17 protein-coding genes are annotated in these 22,496 nt (G+C 39.4%); 5 read left to right on the plus strand and 12 right to left on the minus strand.

The window, feature by feature from the left end; translation table 11 throughout:
• Positions 1-31 precede the first annotated feature (31 nt).
• Both ACSZOX_RS07160 and ACSZOX_RS07165 read right to left on the minus strand, forming a co-directional pair.
• Positions 32-403: a hypothetical protein gene (locus ACSZOX_RS07160; protein ID WP_437919174.1), complete on the minus strand. Its 372-nt coding sequence runs from the start codon at positions 401-403 to the stop codon at positions 32-34.
• Between the two features lie 154 nt (positions 404-557).
• A complete protein-coding gene (locus ACSZOX_RS07165; protein ID WP_437919175.1) occupies positions 558-734 on the minus strand; it encodes a hypothetical protein in 177 nt (58 codons plus the stop codon).
• A gap of 313 nt (positions 735-1,047) precedes the next feature.
• On the opposite strand from ACSZOX_RS07165, the gene ACSZOX_RS07170 reads away from it, so the two are divergent.
• The 3 genes from ACSZOX_RS07170 to ACSZOX_RS07180 all read left to right on the plus strand — a co-directional run bounded on the left by ACSZOX_RS07170 (position 1,048) and on the right by ACSZOX_RS07180 (position 5,157).
• Complete coding sequence (locus ACSZOX_RS07170; RefSeq protein WP_437919176.1) at positions 1,048-2,217, plus strand: alpha-hydroxy acid oxidase; 1,170 nt, start codon at positions 1,048-1,050, stop codon at positions 2,215-2,217.
• Positions 2,218-2,305: 88 nt separating this feature from the next.
• The gene (locus tag ACSZOX_RS07175; protein ID WP_437919177.1) at positions 2,306-2,758 is read left to right on the plus strand and encodes a 6-pyruvoyl trahydropterin synthase family protein; all 453 of its coding nucleotides are present in this window, start codon (positions 2,306-2,308) and stop codon (positions 2,756-2,758) included.
• Between the two features lie 245 nt (positions 2,759-3,003).
• Positions 3,004-5,157 carry an ATP-binding response regulator gene (locus ACSZOX_RS07180; RefSeq protein ID WP_437919178.1) on the plus strand — a complete coding sequence of 718 codons (2,154 nt, stop codon included), beginning with the start codon at positions 3,004-3,006 and terminating at the stop codon, positions 5,155-5,157.
• Here the strand turns inward: ACSZOX_RS07180 and ACSZOX_RS07185 are convergent.
• From ACSZOX_RS07185 to ACSZOX_RS07205, 5 genes are all read right to left on the minus strand, one after another.
• The gene (locus ACSZOX_RS07185) at positions 5,150-5,914 is read right to left on the minus strand and encodes an exodeoxyribonuclease III (protein ID WP_437919179.1); all 765 of its coding nucleotides are present in this window, start codon (positions 5,912-5,914) and stop codon (positions 5,150-5,152) included. The genes ACSZOX_RS07180 and ACSZOX_RS07185 overlap by 8 nt on opposite strands.
• Positions 5,914-6,669, minus strand: coding sequence for a peptidylprolyl isomerase (locus ACSZOX_RS07190; RefSeq protein ID WP_437919507.1), 756 nt, complete (start codon positions 6,667-6,669; stop codon positions 5,914-5,916). The genes ACSZOX_RS07185 and ACSZOX_RS07190 overlap by 1 nt, the downstream gene beginning before the upstream one ends.
• An 18-nt stretch (positions 6,670-6,687) precedes the next feature.
• The gene (locus tag ACSZOX_RS07195; protein WP_437919180.1) at positions 6,688-7,038 is read right to left on the minus strand and encodes a hypothetical protein; all 351 of its coding nucleotides are present in this window, start codon (positions 7,036-7,038) and stop codon (positions 6,688-6,690) included.
• A 107-nt stretch (positions 7,039-7,145) separates the two neighbouring features.
• Positions 7,146-7,592 carry a low molecular weight protein-tyrosine-phosphatase gene (locus tag ACSZOX_RS07200; RefSeq protein ID WP_437919181.1) on the minus strand — a complete coding sequence of 149 codons (447 nt, stop codon included), beginning with the start codon at positions 7,590-7,592 and terminating at the stop codon, positions 7,146-7,148.
• Positions 7,593-7,671: 79 nt separating this feature from the next.
• Positions 7,672-9,213, minus strand: coding sequence for a Do family serine endopeptidase (locus ACSZOX_RS07205; protein WP_437919182.1), 1,542 nt, complete (start codon positions 9,211-9,213; stop codon positions 7,672-7,674).
• Between the two features lie 215 nt (positions 9,214-9,428).
• Between ACSZOX_RS07205 and dapF the strand changes: the two genes are divergently transcribed.
• Both dapF and ACSZOX_RS07215 read left to right on the plus strand, forming a co-directional pair.
• Positions 9,429-10,208: a diaminopimelate epimerase gene (gene dapF, locus ACSZOX_RS07210; protein WP_437919183.1), complete on the plus strand. Its 780-nt coding sequence runs from the start codon at positions 9,429-9,431 to the stop codon at positions 10,206-10,208.
• 74 nt (positions 10,209-10,282) lie between these two features.
• Positions 10,283-13,159, plus strand: coding sequence for a DEAD/DEAH box helicase (locus tag ACSZOX_RS07215; RefSeq protein ID WP_437919184.1), 2,877 nt, complete (start codon positions 10,283-10,285; stop codon positions 13,157-13,159).
• Between the two features lie 43 nt (positions 13,160-13,202).
• On the opposite strand, the gene ACSZOX_RS07220 is transcribed toward ACSZOX_RS07215, so the two are convergent.
• From ACSZOX_RS07220 to ACSZOX_RS07240, 5 genes are read right to left on the minus strand one after another with little or no spacing between them, the layout of a single operon-like run.
• Entirely contained in the window at positions 13,203-14,501 is a 1,299-nt protein-coding gene (locus ACSZOX_RS07220) for a phenylacetate--CoA ligase family protein (RefSeq protein WP_437919185.1), read from the minus strand.
• Positions 14,483-16,138 carry a C45 family autoproteolytic acyltransferase/hydolase gene (locus tag ACSZOX_RS07225; RefSeq protein ID WP_437919186.1) on the minus strand — a complete coding sequence of 552 codons (1,656 nt, stop codon included), beginning with the start codon at positions 16,136-16,138 and terminating at the stop codon, positions 14,483-14,485. Before ACSZOX_RS07225 ends, ACSZOX_RS07220 begins: the two co-directional genes overlap by 19 nt.
• A gap of 4 nt (positions 16,139-16,142) precedes the next feature.
• Positions 16,143-17,657 carry a phytoene desaturase family protein gene (locus tag ACSZOX_RS07230; protein ID WP_437919187.1) on the minus strand — a complete coding sequence of 505 codons (1,515 nt, stop codon included), beginning with the start codon at positions 17,655-17,657 and terminating at the stop codon, positions 16,143-16,145.
• Positions 17,638-21,303 (minus strand): 1-acyl-sn-glycerol-3-phosphate acyltransferase, encoded by a 3,666-nt coding sequence (locus ACSZOX_RS07235; protein WP_437919188.1) that lies wholly within the window; start codon positions 21,301-21,303, stop codon positions 17,638-17,640. The genes ACSZOX_RS07230 and ACSZOX_RS07235 overlap by 20 nt, the downstream gene beginning before the upstream one ends.
• Positions 21,303-22,493 (minus strand): DUF2062 domain-containing protein, encoded by a 1,191-nt coding sequence (locus tag ACSZOX_RS07240; RefSeq protein WP_437919189.1) that lies wholly within the window; start codon positions 22,491-22,493, stop codon positions 21,303-21,305. Before ACSZOX_RS07240 ends, ACSZOX_RS07235 begins: the two co-directional genes overlap by 1 nt.
• Positions 22,494-22,496: the final 3 nt, after the last annotated feature.

Here is a 22,496-nt window from a genome sequence, read left to right on the forward strand (position 1 = left end):
CTAAGAATTAGGAAACTATTGGGAAAGGATATTAGAATGGCTTTAACCTATACAGGAAAGTATAGTAACCGGGTATAATTTGTCTTTTTTTTGCGTCGTAAACAGGATGCTTTTTCCGCTGCTCTACTACTGTTAGGTGAAATAGGAAGGCAACAGCAAGAACAAACAGCGGCATGAGGTAATACTGATACGGCATCGCACGATATTCGTCGTATCGCAACTCAATACTTTCTGCCTCTTCATCTATTGGGATATCAAGAACATCGTCCAATACAAACTCTAAAATAGACTCACCATTTAACAAATAACTGTTATCTGCCAAGTAATAGTCTGCACCTCCTTCATAAGCAAGAATATTGACATAGCAGAGCAGTACAAGATAATGGACCAATTTAGTTAACATGCTATACAAAGCTAAGAAGCCCACAGCAAGACACCAATCCAATTTTGTAAAAAACCTGTTAACAAAAACAAACACCATGTCACAAAGACGTTACACTATGTATTTAACGTATACATGGTCTAAATTCGTATCATACAGGAATAAAAATAATTGGTTATCTCTTTCCTCCTCCCGCAACTTTAGCCACAATCCAAACAATCAGAGCAATAACAACAACCACGAGCAGTATACCTGACCATACACCAGCTTTAAATATCCCACCAATGACTTCACAGCTTGTCAACATGCTGATCAACGCTCCAAATACAAATAAATGTCCTAGTTTTTTCATCTTGTTTTTTTATAAAGAGAACAACTAAAAAAAGAAAATGTTGATGAAAGTCCTAAAATTGATACGACGATTTTCTTAAAAAGAATGGTCTGAAGTAAAATACTTCAGGCCATATCTTCTTTTATAATACTAATCTATTTTATGCCGAACGTAAGATCTTAGCTGCTTGAACCATGGATTCTAATGCTGCTTTAGTCTCAGGCCATGCGCGAGTCTCCAAACCAGTAGGCGAAAGAAATTTGCCGACCTGTACAGGATGGTAGTTTCGTGAATAGTATGTATCTTCGGCAACTATATTTAAACCCTGATATACATGAGTAAAAAGATCTTATATCGATATAATTCAAAATACCCATCAGTTGCCGACCTCAAAGCCAAAGCCAAATCTAGAATCCCCAAATTTGCTTTCGATTACCTAGAGGGTGGTACCAATGAAGAATTAAATTTAGCGCGTAACGAGAATGATTTTGATGACATTCTACTCAAGCCGCAATATCTACATGTAGCAGGCGATATTGATATGTCTGTAGAACTCTTTGGCAGACGTTACAGCGCTCCTTTTGGAATTTCACCTATTGGGCTACAGGGATTAATGTGGCCAAATGCACCTGAAATTTTAGCAAAAGCGGCCGCAAAACACGATATCCCTTACACACTGAGTACGGTATCAACAAGTAGTATAGAACGTATTGCAGAGGTTTCTGACGGAAAAGCTTGGTTTCAGTTGTATCATCCAACGGAAGACCGACTTCGCGATGATATTCTGCGTCGGCTGAAGGATGTAGAATGCCCCGTACTTGTTGTACTGGTGGATGTGCCTTCTTTCGGGCTCCGCTACCGTGAAATCAAAAGCGGCTTATCGATGCCACCAAAGATGAATATATCGAATGTCATACAAGCGATGATGCGGCCCACATGGGGGATCAAAACACTACAACATGGAATCCCTTCCTTTGCGACACTAAAGCCTTATATGGAAAAAGGCCTCGATCTAACTCAATTGGGGCAATTTATGAACCGTACCTTCACTGGAAAGGTAAATATTGAAAAAGTTAAAGCGATACGCGACATCTGGAAAGGCCCTCTAGTATTAAAAGGAATTGCAACAGATGAAGATATGGAAGCCGCGATTAGTACGGGCGTCGATGGTGTTATTGTTTCAAACCATGGTGGGCGACAGATCGATGCTGGCGAGTCTTCTATTCAATCTTTAATTCATCTAGCTAAAAACCCAAGCTATAAAGCGAAGGTTAAAATTATGCTCGATGGCGGGATACGCTCTGGTGTAGATTTAGGCAGAGCACATGCAGTAGGCTCTGACTTTAACTTTATGGGAAGACCATTTATGTACGGCGTTGGTGCATTAGGCAACGAAGGTGGTGATCATACCATCAACATGTTCAAAGCTCAACTTTATCAGGTAATGCAACAACTCACATTGGAAAACACATCTCAATTCCCAGGGCGTCTATTAAGATATTAATCTTTCTAAAATAGGTACTTCCACATCTTAAAAAAGCATTTTGCAGCACTAATTTTCAGGCTATGCAAAATGCTTTTTTGCATTAGTAATGCTATCAATCTATTCTTATCTTTGCTCCATGATTGCTGCCGAAAGATACCATGACATCTCCTGCGGACACCGCGTCGTAGGACACGAAGGAAAATGTCGTTTTTTACATGGACATAATTACAGAATACATTTTACCGTTGTGGCAGATCAATTAGACGAAATTGGCAGGGTGGTCGACTTTTCGGTTATTAAATATACGCTATGTCAATGGCTCGAAGACAATTTTGATCATAAATTCCTAATTTGGAAAGAAGATGAGTTACTCCCTCAGCTTCTCGATATCGCTGGAGAGAGCCTGGTAATCGTCCCTTTTAACCCTACGGCCGAAAACATTGCCCGTTACCTTGTAGAGGATATAGGGCCAATGCAATTGCAGCAATATGGCGTTACACTTGCGTCCTGTAAAGTTGAAGAAACAGCGAAATGTTCGGCTACTTTCACGAGCTCTTAAATCGTTTCTCACTGATTTTACAACGAAGGTACTTCTCGCAATATATTGTTGCTCAACACCGTTCCTAATATCAAGATATTGTAAACGAATCACTACAATTTCAGCAATTTAACTCTTATTCAAGCTTCATTTGTTTGCTTTTTATTTTCATTTTGATAATTTCGACTTCGCTTAAGTAAAACAAAGTCTAACCGAAGACAAGATTGCTATTGAAAATTTATTAGTCTATAATAATTAGATTCCGAGTGAAGAAGATAAGCAGAAAAACATTTTTATTGCGCAAAATATTAATTGCAGCTCTAGTTGCTTTTTTTGTTTACACGAGCGCGTCTTTTGTTTACCAATACATAGAGTATACAAAAATTAACAACCGCTTAAACACAGCGTACGCATTAGGACAAGGACATTCTGCAGCCTTACACGGCCTCTTTTCTACATATGGAGAAGCAGACAATCTTTTTCGCTTATATACTATTGATTTCGATCAACAAGCTTATCATAGCTACAAAAACAAACTTGACACGATTAAATATTACGTCGATTCTCTATCCAACCTTCCAGGGACAAATAAGTTGCTGCTCGAAAGTGCAACTGCTTTCGAAAGAAAAAACCATCTTGCACAAGCATTTGCATCCTTAAAAAAGACCGTCGATGACCTTGTGTTTTTAGCAAAAGATTCGCTACCTAATTTACGTCTTACACCCAGCAATTATGGAAGGATTGCCAGCTTGCCCTCTTCTGATTCTGTTGTAAGCAAACTATTGAACGACACATCCTTCAATCAAGTGATGCAAGATACTGTGGTGAAAAAAAAGGAAAAATTGTTTAATCGTATATTTAAGGCAAAAAATGACACCGTTGTTGCCAACTCGCTAACGCAAAATTTTTCCCTACAACAAATAGAGGCATTACATCGAAATATTGAAAATCTGATCGTTCAGCATGAATATATCTACCGCAACAATTTCGCTAGACTCAAACAGCGTTTTTCTATACTTCGACAAAAAGAAAGAGAACTCATCCAGGCAAATTATGGACTCCTAAATAACCTAAAAGCAGGAATAGACCATATTAAAGATTATGAGCTAACAGTAATCAAAAAAGCAGAAGAAAAAGATCTCGCACTCTATAAAGAAAATGCAAAACAGTTCAGAAGCCAGCTTATTGTAACATTATCCTTGATTCTCGTGATGATCATTCTAGTTATTTTTTATCAGATCAATGTCTCTAACTATGAAAGACGTTTGAGAGAAGAAAAGAAGTATGCCGATCGAGTTGCAGAAGAGAAAACAACCGTATTGGCCAGTGTTAGTCATGAAGTCCGATCGCCGATCAACTCCCTTTTAGGAATAATAGAAATATTAAGAAAAAATAACACAACGCATCTTATTGACCCTGAATACCTAGATTCCGCGGCCCATGAGATTGCAGTGATTAACAGTTCTGTAAACGACATTTTAAATATCAGCAAACTTGAGGTCGGCGCCCTTAAAGTGCAATATGACTACTTCTCTCCACATCATTTACTTTTAGACATCCTACAATTACATGCTTATCAAGCTCGCAAAAAAGGACTTTCCTTAAAGAGCGAAATCAGCCTTGACAAGCTACTGGAGATAAACAGCAGCGCTTTTAGAATAAAACAGATCGTCTCCAATTTCTTAAGTAATGCGATTAAGTACACAGAAACGGGTACCGTTTCGCTATCCGCACGCATAAAACAACGTGGCAGTGACGAAATTCTCCTTATAGAGGTAAAAGATACTGGTCCTGGCATCTCTCCCGAACACCAAAAGCATGTTTTTAGACAGTATTACATGACTGATCCAAAACAAAGAACAGGAGGATTCGGTTTAGGATTATACATCTCAAAATTGCTTTCCGAACAATTAAATGGGCATATTTCACTCCAAAGTAGCGCGGGCAAAGGAGCGACCTTCTCATTGACGATACCAATTCAGAATAAAAGGACGCAACACATTCTCCCCAAAAACCACGTATTGTCCGATCTGCCACAAACACTAAAAATTTTACTCGTTGACGATAATAAAATCAATATACTGTACCTGAAACATTTCTTTAGAACACACCCTTTTGTTTACGCATTTGAGAGTGGTGAAGAAGCTCTACAGTTTATCCAGAAAACACCAGTTGATGTCATTATTACAGATTTACAGATGCCGCGTATTGATGGTTGGGACGTCCTCAAGCAGGCCAAGGAACTGTATAAACACCAAGTACAGGTTTTTGCCTTTACAGCAGACACCCTGCACTTAGAGCAGACAGAAGAATCACCATATCAATTTGATGCCATACTGACGAAGCCCCTTGACGAACATGAGTTGGTATCTACCATCATGAACAATCAAAAAATAGTAGTATCGGAACGATCTATTTAAGTTCGAGAAGAACCGGGCAATGGTCAGAGTGCACAGCAGAAGGAATGATCTCTGCAGAAACCAAGCGAGAGGTTAATGGCTTAGAAATCATATTATAGTCAATACGCCAGCCCAAGTTTCTAACTCTAGCCCCAGCCCTGTAGCTCCACCATGTATAATGATCGGGCTCAGGATGAAGCTCCCGAAAGGAATCGGTATATCCAGAATTTATAAAATTCTCCATCCATTCACGTTCTGCAGGTAGGAAACCGGAGCTATTCGCATTCGACTTGGGATTATGAATATCGATTGCCCGGTGACAGATATTATAATCGCCAGACACGACCAAATTAGGCTTTTCAAGCAATAGCTTATCACTATATTGCTGAAAATCATCGAGGAACCGATATTTAAAATCTTGGCGAATATCGCCTGTGGTGCCCGACGGGAAATACACACTCATCACCGAGACATCGTCAAAATCAGCACGGATCATCCGGCCTTCGAAATCATAGTCTTCATGCCCACAGCCATAGACAATTTGTTTTGGAGTTATCTTTGTGAAAATCGCAGTCCCGCTGTACCCCTTCTTTTGAGCGGGATACCAGTAGTGCTCATACCCCATTTGTTCTAAAAACAAAATCTCCGGTATCTGATCCGCAGTTGCTTTAATTTCCTGTAAACAAACTACGTCTGGGTTAGTATTCTTTAACCATCCTAACCAATCTTTTTTTAATGCAGCCCTTAAGCCATTTACGTTATAGGTGATGATTTTCATTAATAATATTTCGAAGAAAACAAATCAAAAAATTTAGTTAAGAACCCCTCTTTAGGCGATAGACCAGCCACTTTACGCTCTAAATTCAGTGCTTGTCTTCTCGTCAACAGCACCATGGTCATCCTCACATTATCTACAGGTCGGTCATTCCTGTCGGTCTTTACAAATGCAATTTTATCCACCGCTTCCAAACCATCTAACAGCTCGCCAAAAACAGTGTAGTTTCCATCCAAGTGAGGCGTCCCTCCAACTGTCGTATAGACCTTCCGTTGTAATGGGGACAGTTTCTTTCCCTGCAGACGAAATTGCTCTAGAGAGTCAAGTCCAGCATCCGAAAAAACACGCCCTTGTACAAGGTAAAATTGAGAACCTGAAGATTGCTTCGCAGGATTGTTATCTCTAGCGGCTCCAATAGCTCCCTTTTTATGAATAAGCCCATCCTGAATCTCTGCTGGAATCGTATAATCTGGACCACCATTACCTAAGGACTGCTTTTCTACCGCATAGCGAGAGTCTGGATCTCCCCCCTGAATCATAAAGTTGTTGATCACCCGATGAAACAATAAACTATCATAATACCCTTCCCGAACAAGTTTCACAAAATTATCCCGATGTTTAGGTGTTTCGTTATATAATTTCAACAAACAACTGCCTTTTTCTGTTTTGATTACCACATAATGAGAAATCGGTTTTTTAGCGAACCCCAGTCCAACAAAAAAAACACAGCAAACAAGTAATGCTATTTTTTTACACATTTCGGTCATATTAGCTCTTTAAGATAAAGTGTAGGTATCTTCAAAATAATCCACAATGAGAGATTTCATAATTAATTCCTGTTCCAACAACGTATAATTCGGTATGGGTTTTATCAGCTCCCAGTGAGGCCAACCATCATCATCAAGCCCCCGCAACTCATAAAATCCCATCGCACTAAAAAGACGACAAGTGGCAATATGCATCAATTCCTCTTTTTGTCTCTTCGAAAATGTCTGTGGCCCCTTGCCTAACTCTTGAACACCGATCAAAAACAACAACACCTTGATATCTGGCAATTCCATATCGAACTCCTGGGCAATCACCCGTTGCAATTCACTCCATTTCTTATTTACTTCCGATGCTTTCATGATTCAAAAAAAATTATATTTCAATATACCAAAGGTGTATTGAAAACGATAAATGAAAACAAAATTAGAAAAATATAAACAGTTAGAATTTGAAAAAGGGAAACTTTTTAGTGTTTAGCCTCCCGTAGTTCACCAAAAAGCTCTTGACAACGTTGCTCAATCATATGATATACGGGCTCAAATAGAGCTGGGTCAAGATAAGGATCTGGCACAGCCCCCTCAGATAAAAACATCTTCACTTTCTCTCGTTTTTCTAGATCATCCGTCATACAAACGACATCTCTATAATTATTTTCATCCATAACAAAGATATGATCATACAAGTCGAAAAACTTTCTATCAAATAGCTGCGCTCTTTGCGACGAAATATCTACACCATATTTTCGTGCAACCGCCACAGAACGGTTATCTGGGCCTTGACCGATGTGCCAATCGCCTGTTCCCGCAGAGTCTATTTCCCAATCCAGACCCTCTTGCTTTACAAGATGCTCCAACACACCATGTGCCAAGGGTGAGCGACAAATATTGCCTAGACAAACCATTAAAATTTTCATTGTATTTTTCTGTATTTTTATAAAAGGAAAAAGGCGGATCAAATCTGATCCACCTTCTTCTAATCAACCATATATTTTTTTAATATTCAATCGGGAAGTTAAACTCTACAGCTCCATTTTCCGATACGCCAGTAATACGTACAATATTTCTCTTCGTACTCGCTAGAGCAGATTCCACATCGTCTACATTATTTACCGGTTTTCCATTTACCTTGGTAATTACCAGTCCTTTTTCCATTCCGAAATACTCAAACATACCTCCACGATGAACTTGTGTAATCACCACTCCAGAGTTGACACCGAATTTCTTCTTCTGTGCGTCTGAGGCTGGTGTAAAACTTGCACCTAATTTATTGAATATCTCCGTAGCGCTTTTGCTGCTTTCCGCATCTTCTCCAGCCTTTTTCGTGTCCTGCGCTTTCAACGTAATTGTAACATCTTTTTCTTTACCTTCACGTTTGTAGGTCAACTTTATCTTATCTCCAGGACTGAGTCTAGCGACACGTTCTTGCAAGTCGGAAGAAGAATAAATCTTATTACCTTCCACTTTGGTTATCACATCACCTTTCTGAATACCGGCACTAGCAGCAGCTCCATCCTTAACGAGATCTGCAACATACAAACCATTGACATCATCAATTTTATATTGCTTTCTAACAGCCTCATTTACCTCGACAAAATTAACACCTACATACCCACGTTGAACTGTTCCGAATTTCTTGAAGTCGTTTACAATCTTCTTAACAAGATTAACAGGTATTGCAAATCCATAGCCCGCATACACGCCAGTTGGTGAAGCAATCGCTGCGTTGATACCGATCAGTTCGCCACTCGCATTAACCAACGCACCACCACTGTTTCCTTTATTAATTACAGCATCTGTTTGAATGAACGATTCTACAGCCGTACGCGCAATGGGTTCTTCAGATTGTCCATATCCATAAGGAGTGCCCTGTCCCTGCTCTCCCAAAATACCTATCTGACGGCCTTTAGCACTAACAATACCTGCTGTAACTGTCGACTGCAAACTCAACGGATATCCCACCGCCAAAACCCACTCCCCAATGCGAACATTATCAGAGTCTCCAAACTTCACAAAAGGAAGGTCGGCTGCGTTAACTTTTATTAGCGCCAAATCAAAGTCCGGATCCCTTCCAATTACCTTTGCTTCAAAAGAACGTTGGTCTGTCAACTGGACTTCAATTTTATCCGCATCTTCTACAACGTGGTTATTTGTTACAATATAGCCATCAGGAGACACCAGAACTCCTGAACCAGAAGCCATGGCTTGACGCGGCTGAGAACGACGTTGCTGAGGCATTCCAAAGAATTCCTCAAACATATCAAAGGGAGAGGAACCGCCACTACCTTGCGACCCGCGTGTAGTCATCGTTACTTTTATGTGAACAACACCTGGGGAAACCGCGGCAGCAGCCTGTGTAAAATCTGGATTGCCTGTGGAAGCCATAATTTCACTTCCCGGATTATTCGCATAAAAAACTTTTTGTTGTTCCTCGAAGGTCATCTTTTCCATCTGTTTATTTTCGAAGATTTTATATCCCCCTATAGCTACCGCACCTCCAACGAAAGCTGTTAATAAACTAACTCCTATTTTTTTCATTTTTACTAATTACTGTAATTATCGATGTCTTAAAAATATTTTGTTTTACTTTGTCTAAAAGGTTAGTCAAATGTAATACCATTGAAAATGGCTTGTTTACTTTTGGCAGTTAAAAAATGTTAAGGCGGCTGTTAAAAAAGAGCTTTTAACATCATTTAACAATTGAACAAAGAATTGTAACAAGAATATTAATTTCGAATCATATTTTCAAGTAAATGGACCGAAAAATAAATTTTTCAAAATATCAAGGAGCAGGAAACGATTTTGTCCTCATAGACAATAGAGACGGAATTTTCGACCGCAAGGACAACGCTTTGGTAAAAAAAATATGTGATAGACGATTTGGAATCGGTGCAGATGGTCTTATGCTCGTTCAATATACGGAAAATTCCGACTTCGAAATGATTTATTACAATGCCGATGGCAACGAGGGAACGATGTGTGGAAACGGCGGACGTTGTATCGTTGCATTTGCAAGAGACCTCGGCCTCATAAACAACGAAACTGTCTTTTTGGCAGCAGACGGACTTCATGATGCCAAAATCAATGAAAATCAAGTTGATCTAGGCATGATTGATGTCACGCAGATAAAAAGAGACGGTGATGCCTATGTCCTAAATACCGGTTCTCCACACTATGTCGCTTTGGTGAATGATCTTGCGCAGAAGAACGTTTTTCAAGATGGGGCGGATATTCGGAACAATGAAACGTATAAAAGAGAAGGAATCAATGTAAATTTTATACAGAAGGAATCTACGGGTTATTTCGTAAGAACGTTTGAACGTGGTGTTGAAGACGAGACCCTAGCCTGCGGAACAGGAGCAACGGCTGCTGCTATGGCGATAGCCGTAGACGAAGGTCGTTATGGAGATCTGGAAATTCCAATTCGTGTGCTAGGCGGACAACTTTTTATTCAGTTCAATAGGGACAACGAACATTTCACACAGGTACGTTTGAAAGGGCCTGCCGAATTCGTATTCAAGGGAATTTTATAAATTTTATATTAACGCCATATTTCCCTGCATTTTATGTATATTAGAGCCTTTTTTTAAGAGCTCGAGAAAATTTAATGCAACAAGTTGATAGCAAGCTACCCTTCAAATTGGTTTACTCCCTAGGTGAGCATCCTTACCTAGGTTATCTTATCGAACCCCACATCGTTCAGTTAAATCCGAATGGAACTTATTCACTGAGTTACAAACGTATTTTCACCAACACTATTGGTGACTTTGCGGCCGCACTGGACGAAAAGGATTATCAGCTAATACAACTTCTTGATGAAATTGAACAGACAAATATCATCAAACGTTATAACAAAAAAGCGATGCGCCCTATCGACTTTTTTGGTAAAATCTTCGATCAAAAAATTTTCGATTACATCCGTCCCAAGATTGATAAAAAAATGCTGACAGTACTCGAAAGCATTTCTGACAAGCCCTTATTTTTGATGAGTAAGGATGGTTATCCCGCCGAACAACAGCTCCATATTGCCGAAGACCCCTGCTCTATCTTATTTCATTTCCGCAGAAATGAAGAAGAAACACGCTATTTTCCGACACTGAAGCACAAAGGGAATAGGCTGGATTTTATGTATAAGGGTGCACAGGTCATCATCAATAAACAAGCGTGGTTGCTTGTCGAGAACACGTTGTACCATTTCGATCAGGATATAGATGGGAAGAAGTTGAGCCCTTTTCTCAGCAAACGCTATATTTCTGTAGCGAGAGCAACAGAAAAAAGATATTTCGAAACATTTGTCACCAACTTGATTGAACGGTATCACGTCTATGCCGAAGGATTTGAAATCCGTACCCACAAAGAGAGTGCTACTCCACTCATCAAATTATTCTATGTTGCTACAGGTGAGTCCTTCATTCAACTATCATTTGCCTATGGTTCCTACGAATTCTCTTCGGGAAGTAACCATCCCATAACGGTCCGATTAGAATACCATGAGGAGGAGGACAACTACACTTTTCATCGAATAAAAAGATCCCTCTTATGGGAACAAAAACAAGCTAGCTTTCTCGAAGCGCTAGGCTTAAGAAAAAAAGATGCACTATTTGGCAGTTATATCCTTGAGAAAGAAAGCCTGTCTATTATCGATTGGTTAAATAATTATCAGGAAAAGTTACTCCAAGAAGGATTTAATATCATACAAGCGAAAGGAGATAAACGTATATTCATTGGTAAAACTTCGTTGGAAATAGCTGTCGAGGAAGGGAACGATTGGTTTGACATCAAAGCTGTTGCTTTTTTTGGTCCTTACGAAATCCCCTTCATCGAACTTCGAGAGTATATACTGAACAAAAACCGGGAATTTACCTTGCCGAATGGAGAAATAGCCATCATACCGGAAGAATGGTTTGCACAATATGAGCATTTATTCCAGTTTACCCTCAAAAAAGATAGCCTACAGCTAAATAAAAAGCATATTGGACTACTTTATGAGATAACAGAACATACCCAAGTTTCCTTTCATAGAAAACTTGAGCAGCTTTTAAATTTTGACCAAATTACGGAAGCCCCACTCCCTCATTCTTTTCAAGGAGAATTACGCCCTTACCAACGTGCAGGTTATAATTGGTTTCACTTTTTGCAGGATTATAAATTCGGTGGCTGTCTGGCTGACGACATGGGTTTAGGAAAGACGGTACAGACTTTAGCTTTGCTACAGCAACAAAAAGAAGCGCTGAAACAAACGGAACATGCAAAAGTATCCCTGCTTATACTTCCGACATCTCTCTTGTACAACTGGCAGAAAGAGGCAGAAAAATTTGCACCACACCTACGTATACTTTTACATACAGGGACAAATAGAATCAAAGATTCATTCGGATTTTCGCATTTTGACCTTGTTATTACCACGTACGGTATTGTACGAAGTGACGAAGTTCTGTTAGGCAAATTCTTCTTCAACTACATCATACTTGATGAGAGCCAGCATATCAAAAACCCGACGTCCAAATCTTTTAAAGCAATTAAAAATTTAAAAAGCCGGCATAAATTAGCGCTGAGCGGAACCCCTGTGGAGAATTCTGTAGCCGATATCTGGTCCCAAATGCATTTTGCCAATCCTGGGCTTTTAGGCTCCTACAGTTATTTTCAAAAAGAATTCGTTTCTCCTATAGAAAAAAAGAAAGACGAAGCCAAAGCCGCTCGCTTACAGGCGATCATTAAACCCTTTATTTTAAGACGCACAAAAGACCAAGTGGCGAAGGAGTTGCCTCCTAAAACCGAGCAAACAATCTATTGTGAAATGCCTGAAGAACAGGCAGAATTATATGAAAGCATCAAATCGGAATACCGCAATGCTTTACTTGATAATGCGCTGAAACAAAATGGTAAAGGAAATCAAATTGTCTTATTACAGGGATTAACAAAGCTCCGCCAAATCGCGAATCACCCACGTATGCTGGAAGAGCACGACCATATTCCTTCGGGAAAATTTGACGCTGTTATTGAGATGCTGGAATCGATTTCATCGGAAGGTCATAAAGTTCTTATCTTCTCACAATTCGTAAAACATCTTAAATTATTTAGGGATTATTTTGATCATAAAAAAATAGCCTACGCTTATTTGGACGGAAGCACGAGAGACAGGGCGGAGGCTGTTTCTATATTCAAAGAAAAAAGTGATACAAATATTTTTCTTATATCGATAAAAGCTGGAGGTGTTGGCTTAAATCTCACAGAAGCCGATTATGTATTTATATTAGATCCTTGGTGGAATCCAGCCGTCGAACAGCAGGCTATAGACCGCTCCCACCGCATTGGACAGAAAAAAAACGTCTTTATCTACAAATTTATTAGCAAGGATACAGTAGAAGAAAAAATACTCGCACTGCAACACCGCAAAAAGGCTCTTTCATCTGCTTTAATTACAACAGAAGAAAGCTTTATGAAGTCATTATCTACAGACGATATCCAAGAACTCCTGAAGTAAAAGAAACTATACTTATTGGCGACTGTACTCCTGAACGTATCGATTAGGCTTTTCTTTTATCAATAAAAGTAATAGGCTTTCTACTTAAAGGGTTAAAGATTACGCGTTGCAAATCTTCAGCACTACGCCATTCTACACGTGGTGCGACACGTAACTTCGCTCTAAAATAGTCTTTAACCTCTAACAGGAATTCATCGGTTTGCTCTTTCGAGCTTATATAAATTATGATCTCGTCAGTGCCTATTTCATTATGCGATATTTCAATAACATGATGATCAATACGAGGAAATCCCACAAGTAGATCATGCATAGCAGGTGGATAAAGCGTTGTTCCTTTGTATTTTACCATCTGCTGTTTACGTCCTTCAACAGGACCAATTCTGTATGTCTTTCTACCACAGGGACATTCTTCACTATGCTTTCTTACCATATCCCCGGTTTTAAACCGCAACAATGGAACTCCTTTTATGCCTAATGTCGTGACAACCAATTCTCCTAAACATCCATCGGGAACAACATTCCCCTCTTCATCTAAAACTTCTGTAATAATAAGATCTTCATGAACGTGCCCCCCTTGAAAATGGGAACATTCCGTAAATGCAGCACCCATCTCGGTAGAAGCATAGGTCGAATGTAGCTTCAATGGCCATTTCTCCTTTATCCGCTGCGTCAAAAGAGAATCTTGAAAATCAGGAGTCCGCAAAGATTCTCCGATACAAAGAACTCCTTCCACACTAGATCCTCTATAGTCAATACCATGTAGCTCTGCATATTCGATCATCTTCAACAAGAAAGAAGGCACAGCAATTAAAAAACGAGGTTTATGTTGCAAAATAGCATCCCATTGCATCTGGGGAACGCCTGAGCCCACACGCAGGACACCTGCACCGAGCTTACGCAAACCTAAAAAATAGGCTATACCGGCCATAAAACGTCGGTCCAAGGTGGTCATGATCTGCACGATATCTCCTTTATCAATCCCTATCGTTTGAAAAGAACGCATCTCGTTATACGCCAATCGATCTAAATCACTATCGGTCAAGCCGAAGGTTACGGGACTTCCTAATGTTCCTGACGTTGAACAATAATCTACAATCTCCGTCCGATCCACACAGAAAAAATCTGCATTATGTCGCTGTATATCATCTTTACTTGTGGTGGGAATGCCGACAAGGTCTTCTATTGTTTGAATACGATCCACATCGATGTGATGTGTTTCAAATAATCTCCGATAAAAAGGCGAATGTACTTTTAAATAGCTAAGCTGACGCCGCAATAGCTCTTCTTGATAAGCCTTTATTTCAAAGCGCGCTTGTTGTTCCATCACCGTTTTTTGTTCCATTGCCGCATTGTCCTTTCTAGATATCGCTCAATATCCTTTTTTACCCGAAGCGTTGGCAACTCTTTCGCTAACGCCTTTTCGAAGCTCACCTTGGCTTTCGAATAATCGCGATGAAGATAATGAATTCTTCCCTGAATATAGTAGCCCAACCACAAATCGGGATTCAGCGACACATAGCCATTCAAGTCTTCATCATCAACGTTCACTTCTTTCGCATCCAAACGAGATAGATAATCTTCTGTTTGCGCTCTAAAACGCTTAAAATTCCTGTAATCTTCTGTCTCAACAAAAGGATCTGCTTCCATTCCCGTCTTTAAGACCGCAAATGATTGCGGAACATCTCCTCGTCGCTCAAAAATCTGCCGCAGATCATAACTTACAAAGTCTCCCATTTGACCAGGGCTATTCGCCACATGTACCAAAAGAGATTCCGGTTGAAATATAATTCCATGATGCGCAAGCAAATGATTCAAACTTTTATCATTTCCCATACCCAACGAAACTCCCGCTACCCCTTCTCTGTCTCTTAAAATATGTACCGCATCGATCACATTGATGGTATCTTTTGCATCGAGTAGTTCCTCCAATTTCTGATACCGATAAAGCGAATGGCTCTCAAGCATATGCTTTATATTTCGACGGTCCTTTTTGTATTTATCACTTTGAAAATGATTGGTACAAATAAGTTTCCCCGATGTAGCCTCCACCACATCCATTTTTTGAGGAGATAATTCGATAATGATGGCCCGTCGATCGCTAGCGCTACCTATCAAAAGAGACTCCGAAACAAACACCTTTTTAGTTTTAGCAATAGCAATAGCTTCATCTATGGTTGAAGCATATTGTAAAATTTCTCTGGCAACAATAGAAATTGGGGTCTTGGCAGAAAAAGGAATGGACGATTTTCCCGCATTCAACGAGATTGTTAGTCCATGCAAATTCATACCGGATAAAACACCAACCATTCCAGGCCAAGAAACAGACATAAATGGAATGCCCTTTTCCGGTTGAACAAAGTAGATCATCTTTCGCTTCGCGAAATCATCCCCAAAATAAAAATCAAGATTTCTAGCAATTAAAAGATTGCCATCAGCAGAATGTTCTCCCCAAACAGCAAAAGACGAACACCCTACCATTGCCAAGTCTTGTAACGCATGTCCAATATCGTGCGCCCCATGCATCCATAACGCTCTTTGATAGGGAGACCCTAAATGTCCTAGATTTTGCTTAGAGAACGTAGATAAAGCATAGATCTCCTCCAAATACTCGTAGTCAATGTAACGTTCTAATTTCCGGTTATACCAACGAATAAAACGCATCATCCATCTCCTTTTTCTCTCTGTTGGTAAAAAAGAAGACAATTGTTCTCCAAAAATACGCTCCTGTTCATTATAAAGAGAAGATGACAAAAAACCAATCTGACGACCTAAAGTCGCGGGATCTCCACCTACATACAATTCCCAACTTCCGTAACTATTTTGGATGAGAAAATCTTTTCCCAAAACTTTTATAGAGTCGTCATCCCGAGAAAATGCTACCGAATCTAAGTTTGCAGAAACATGCGAAAAATTCTTTTTTTGAAGAGAACAAGAAAAAAGAAAATAAGATATCAGCAAGAAAAAAGTATACTTATACATGTCTTCAACCATTTATTTTCTGTAACAAATAAGACTTCCCTAGTATTTCCGCACAAGTAGAGAATGCTCCGACGGTAACGCCCAATATTCCATGCATATAAATACCATGCCCTGTTAAATAGAGGTTTTCTATTTTAGTTTTCGGCGAGACAAATGTTTTTAGAGGATCGTTAACATCCTTTACATGCCCATATAAATTGCCTTTATGCATTCCAATATAATCTCGGTAGGATAAAGGGCTAGATGTATGCATCCCCTTCACCGCATCACGAAGGTTAGGAAACTCTTTTTCGACAAGATTCAACAACAAGTCTACCTTTTGCGCTTTGAACACCTCATAATCCGAACCACGATTGTTGGGCTGAACAACCGTGTTGAAACTATCTTCCCAATCAGCGAACTCCTCATAGTGCATATACGTAAGTATAGTTATGGTATCTGCATATCCTGGCGCGTTGGTATCTTCGGTCATAGAAAGCATAAACATAGTAGGCCAGTCTCCCTCATGATAAGTAGAAGCTGACCAGACAGACTCGATATTTTTATGAAAATAAAGATTACTCGCCAGGTAAGGGATTTTCTTATCTTCTAAAACAAGATGCAAACTGAACGCTGATGTTGTTACAGGTAATTCTTGGATGCGATCGTAATAGCTTTTCCGGAAATGCTCACGCCCTACCAACTGCAGCAATAATTTGGTATCCACATTACTTATAAACAAATCTGCATTGACCACAGTGCCTTTATGCGTTATTACGTGAGAAACCTTACGTTCATTGACAACTACCTTCACAACCTCTTCGCGCGTGTAAGCCTCTCCTCCCAAAGCGCGAAGATGCTTGATTAATAATTTACTGATCTGACTCCCCCCCACTCGACAGCGATATGCACTTTGTACATAAGAATTCACCGCTAGGGCATGAACATAAAAAGGGGTTTTCCCTTTCTCGCCCGCGTACAAAAAGTTATTTCCTATCAAAACGGCTTGCAGCTTTTTATTTGAGGTCAACGAATCAAAGTAATCCGATACACTCAAAGACATTACCTCTGCTTTATAACCATCACCTTCTTGAAGGTAATATAAAGGAAATGCGGAACACACATATTGCAAATCTGCCACATATTTCAACAGGCATACTTCCTCCTCCGGAAAAAAAACGCGAAGCTCATCCACAAACGAGGCATATCCCTGAGCAATCGGGTAACGAATATGTTCATTCTCGAAACAAATCTGATCAAAGACCTTAGGCATCCGTTGAATATCTAAATCAGACATGATACCTAGATAGGAAAAATAGCGGTTTAAATTTTGACCTTCTTCAAGACCTCCTATATAATGTACACCGGTATCAAACAGCTTTTTGTTTCTAGAGAACGTTTGCAGGTTTCCGCCAAATTGATTATTCTTTTCCAAGACACACACGCGCTTACCCTCTTTGGCTAATATCACCGCGCTAACCAATCCTCCTAAACCACTACCAATAATTACGACGTCATAGTCACTGCTTTTCAGAGTCATTTACGTATTGTCTAATTAATGAAGAAAGGACAACTTCTGTCCAGCCAAGCTGCACGAGTAAAGGCTGCTCATTAAAGGTATATATTTTTTGAAAAAACTGCAACTGCACTTTATCTGCAGAACGCAATACAATAGAAGGATGGATCACCAATGCATCCGCTGATTCTACCGATACTTCACTAAAAGATACTTGCCGATGGATCCGCCAGTAAATGCTTTCAGCAACCTGTCTTTTTTCCGGATCGCGAATAACCCCAAATACTTTTCTATTCCCTTGTTGAAGTGATAAAAGATAATCGTGTTCTCCAAAAGAATCAGACCAATGTACTATCTTTTTATCATCTCCTAATAAAGGATTCAGTTCATAGTAATACGTCGCATAAAGCCTTATATTTTGCTTCACAGCAGCTATAATTTCAGGATCCTTAAAAAGGTAAGCAAGTTCTAATTTTCTATTAAAATAGCTGGCATCTTCCATCTTTAAGCGCCATTCATGGTAGATGGTTCTGAAATTTTTTGTGATACTTTTTGTCTTCGATAGATATGTGCTTCCGTATTCTACCTCATTTTGGCGGATACGCTTTCCAATAACGGGTCGCAGCATCCCATCAAAAATAAGTATGTCGCCTTTGGGCAAAACATCGCCATTACCTAACAAATAAATAGGTAAAATATCGAGATCAAATTGTTCCGCAAGATAAAATGCCCCCTTATGAAACCTCTTGACGACATTGTCGTAAGATCTTGTACCTTCTGGAAAAACAATCAGTGAATATCCTTGCTCTACTTTACTGCGGAGAAAGTCGATTCCACTTTCTAACCCCTGACTAACAGGATAAAATCCTAATGCCTGAACTGCACGTCCAAAAATAGGAGAATTCCAAACCCAATCATTCACAAGAAATATTCCCTTTGGCACTAACATTCCTAAGGATAATGTATCCAAAAACGAGCTATGATTTGCTATAATTACCGCGGGTTGATCAAATTTTTCATGATAGGGGTTCATTGTTTTATTTCTCGTCAAAGGATGGAAGTAAAGAACAGATTTCATGAAAACCCCCATCAATTTCCTAAATATTTGATCTCTTTTTTCATTCCCCAATGGAAGCAATGCCAAAACCACCCTGCACAAAAACGACAACAAAATACATCCAAGTCCGTAGTAGATAAAAAATAAAATCGAGAAAAAAAGAATACGGAGCGTAAATGGAGATTTTCCTTTTTTTGCGCGATTAGAAATAAAGAATCGGAAAAGTAAGGGATAGAACACAAAGGTTACGATAACCGCCGCAAACACACCTATCAAAGAAACTGCAGCAATCGAAAGTAATGCAGGATGTTTTGCGAATATCAGCGCGCCGATAGCTAACACAGTCGTCAGAACGGCTAAAATAATGGAAGTTCTATAAGTCTGCAACTCATCTTTTCCAGTACTATATTGTCGTTGCAATGCAGCAGTCATGAATATACTAAAATCAACGCCGTGTCCGAACACCAATGTACACACAATAGCACTGAAAATATTAAACTCTAAGCCAAACAATCCCATAAGTCCTGCTGTGATAAATCCGGTCAACCCAATGGGAATTGCACTGAGTAAAACGAGTTCCAAACGGCGGAAAAATAACCAAAGAATTAACAGCACTGCAATAAAAGAGTAGCCAACGAGACGATTAAAATCATCCCTCAACTGACCTAGAAATGTCTCATTTAGATTTTGTCGATCGATAACAAGAACATCTGTATGTTCTTCCACAGTATGTATAAACTGATCTCTTTTGGAGGCTTCCAGTTTTACAAGACAGGATATAGTAACAAAATCATTCTCTTTTGTAATAAAATCGGCAAAGCCTAAAGACTTTTGTGCTTTGAGATCATCGATTGGCAAGAGCTGCCTCTCCTTTTCTAATAGACTATAGAACGCGGCATGTGTTTCCGCAGAAAAACCATAATGGTCTCCTGCTTGTTGCAATTGATCTTCAACATATAACAATTTTTCCCTCGTCCAAAATCGGCGCCAGCTATCATTCTTCTGTCTTTGTGCCTCTTCAGATAGCGGAATAATATTCATCCCATTGTAGGCTAATATTTCTCCACTGTTTTTTGCTTTATCTAAGATTACTTCCAGCTGCTCCGCTTTCTTTGCCGCTTCATTCAAATTCTTGCCCGTCGCAACCAGATATATTGATTTGGAAGAGGTATTGAGAATAGTATCTAACTTCCTCTCCGTACTTTTCAATTCGTCCGGCACAAAATTCAGATCTGAAATATTGTTATTATATCCCACGCGACTACTGGTGAATAGGCTAACCACAAAAAGAAACAGGCAAATGAAAACTAAAGCTTTGCTTTGTTCAAAAGGAAATGAAGCAAGTTTATCTAAGAATGAACTATGTGTAATTTCTCTATTCGGGCGATAAAGATGGGGGATAATCAACAAGGTGAAAATTGCAGAAGAAAATATACATAAGGAGGCAAATATCCCTAAATCTACTAACGCATTCGAATGCACAAAAAGAAGACAAAGAAAAGCAACAGCATTTGTTGCACCGCTCATTAAGAGAGGCCGAGTCAGTTCCCTATAGAGGTCTTTCACATCCGCACTTTTCTTATAATGCGTCAATACATGCAACGCGTAATCAATTGTTATTCCTATTAACACCGCCCCTATACTCAACGATATGGCTGAAATGACAGGTTTATAAAGATAAAGACAGGCTATAGAAAACAACGCCGCAAAAACACTGGGAATAAAAACCAACAAAGGGATATAAAGCTTTCGATAGAATAACACCAACAGGATCATCAATACCGACATCGAGATTAAAACTGTGGTAGAAATATCTGTCTTTATTTGTTCGGCATTTGCAACGGCAATAAAAGATGAACCATAGAATGAGAGCTGTACCTCGTCTTTATAGCGATCTTCCAATTTCCTTTTCAACGACTTCAAATGATGTACCATGTACATGTTATGTTCGGTATCTGCACCTTGGTAAACTGGATCGATAAACAAGAGTAACTTGCTACTATCTTTTGTTACAATGAAATCGTCGTATAACATCAACTTATCTCCAACAGCCCTCGAACGGATTTTATTCAAGCCAATGAAGGCCAATCCTAAGGGATCCTTTTGAATAAATTCCTTTGCTACCATCCCCGTCGGCGACAACAACGTTCGATAATTCTGTCCAACCTGTTCAGCTATAGAATCGGGAGATAAACGCCGCGAGATTTCGGCATAGTCATTTTGGTCTAGAAAAAAGGGTAAGTTTTCGTAAATAAAAGCATAGGTTTGCTCCATTTCCTCTTGACCAATTCGCCCCGTAACAGACTTAATATACAGACTATCGCTAGCAAGAGAGTCCAAAAACGTAGCCGCTACTTCGGTCAATTTATCTGTAGTAACATGATCGCTTTTCTCCAGGAGTATCGTTATTTTGTCTGCAAAATTTATACGCTTTAACGCCTTAGATAGATCATCCGATCGCTCCGTCTTTGGAATTATCTGTGTGATATCCTCTTCAAAACGAATTTTAGCCGCGATAAAACCGCATCCTAGAAGAAAAATGACCGCAATTGTAAACGCTAATATCTTTTTTCGTTGTACAAGCAGGTAGATATGGTAAAATAAATCTTCCATCAATTTGCTGATACCGATCGTTGTCGGTTAAATTTCATAAATAAGTAACTGACAAAGCCGAAAAGCAAAGCCATCACAGTTGCCAAAATAATGCTTCCAACGATGTATTGTGACAAATGCGATTTAATAGTATCCAAAGACATGCCCTCTATGCGAAGAGCAGTTGCACTCGACGGGTATACCAAACCGCCAACAAGCAAAGAAGCATAAATAATCAGTGGGATAAATGGTGCAAAGCTAATATTTGAAAAGGCAAAAGCCAGAACCTTGTTCAACCTAAAAAATACCGCGAGCGTAATGGTTATTGCCGTTTGGAATCCCCAAACCGGTGCTATCCCCATAAATACCCCCAATCCAATAGATAAAGCCTTTTTCACTGGAGAATCTGTCCTTCCCAAAATATTCTCCTTTACAAAATCAGTGAAGCTTTTTTTTTTGAAACTTCTAAAGAAATTTCGAGGCAAGATATAAAAGAATGTAAGAAAGACCAGTACAGTGTTCAGCACACTTATTCGTGTAAAATCCTTGAAGGGTCGAAAGTGCGATACCCTTTCCTCAGGGTCGTAAAGCACTTGGATAGGAATATTTTTCACCACGACACCCCGCCACGCTGCTCGCACAATTATTTCGATTTCAAATTCGAATTTTCTGGTATAAAATCTCTTTGAGATAGCATGAAGCGGATAAGCCCTAAATCCAGACTGTGTATCCGTTAGTTTGACGCCTGTTTCAAACCAAAACCAAAAATTAGAAAAGCGATTTCCGAAACTACTTTTTTTAGGAACGGAATCATGGGTCATATTTCGACTACCAATAAGCAAGACTGGCGCTGTTGCATTCGCAAGCTCAGCAACAAATTTAGGTATGTCTTGCGGATAATGTTGACCGTCAGAATCTATCGTCAAAGCATAGGAAAACCCTAAAGACTTAGCCCTTTGCAATCCAATCCGCAGCGCCATTCCTTTTCCTTTATTCTGCTCAAAAGTAACGACATCAATTCTGTCAACATATGTTGCTAAAATAGCAGAAGTTGAATCGGTAGCCCCATCATTAACCACAATGACAGCCGACGTATACTGAAGAACACCATCCAACACTCTTTTTAGGGTTTTTTCATTATTGTATGTCGGTATAACAACAACGATCCCTAAACGTTTCAACTCCTCCTTTACCACTTCAAGCTCTAGCATAGA

The organism is Sphingobacterium sp. LRF_L2 (genome assembly GCF_965644235.1).
Taxonomy (GTDB): Bacteria; Bacteroidota; Bacteroidia; order Sphingobacteriales; family Sphingobacteriaceae; genus Sphingobacterium.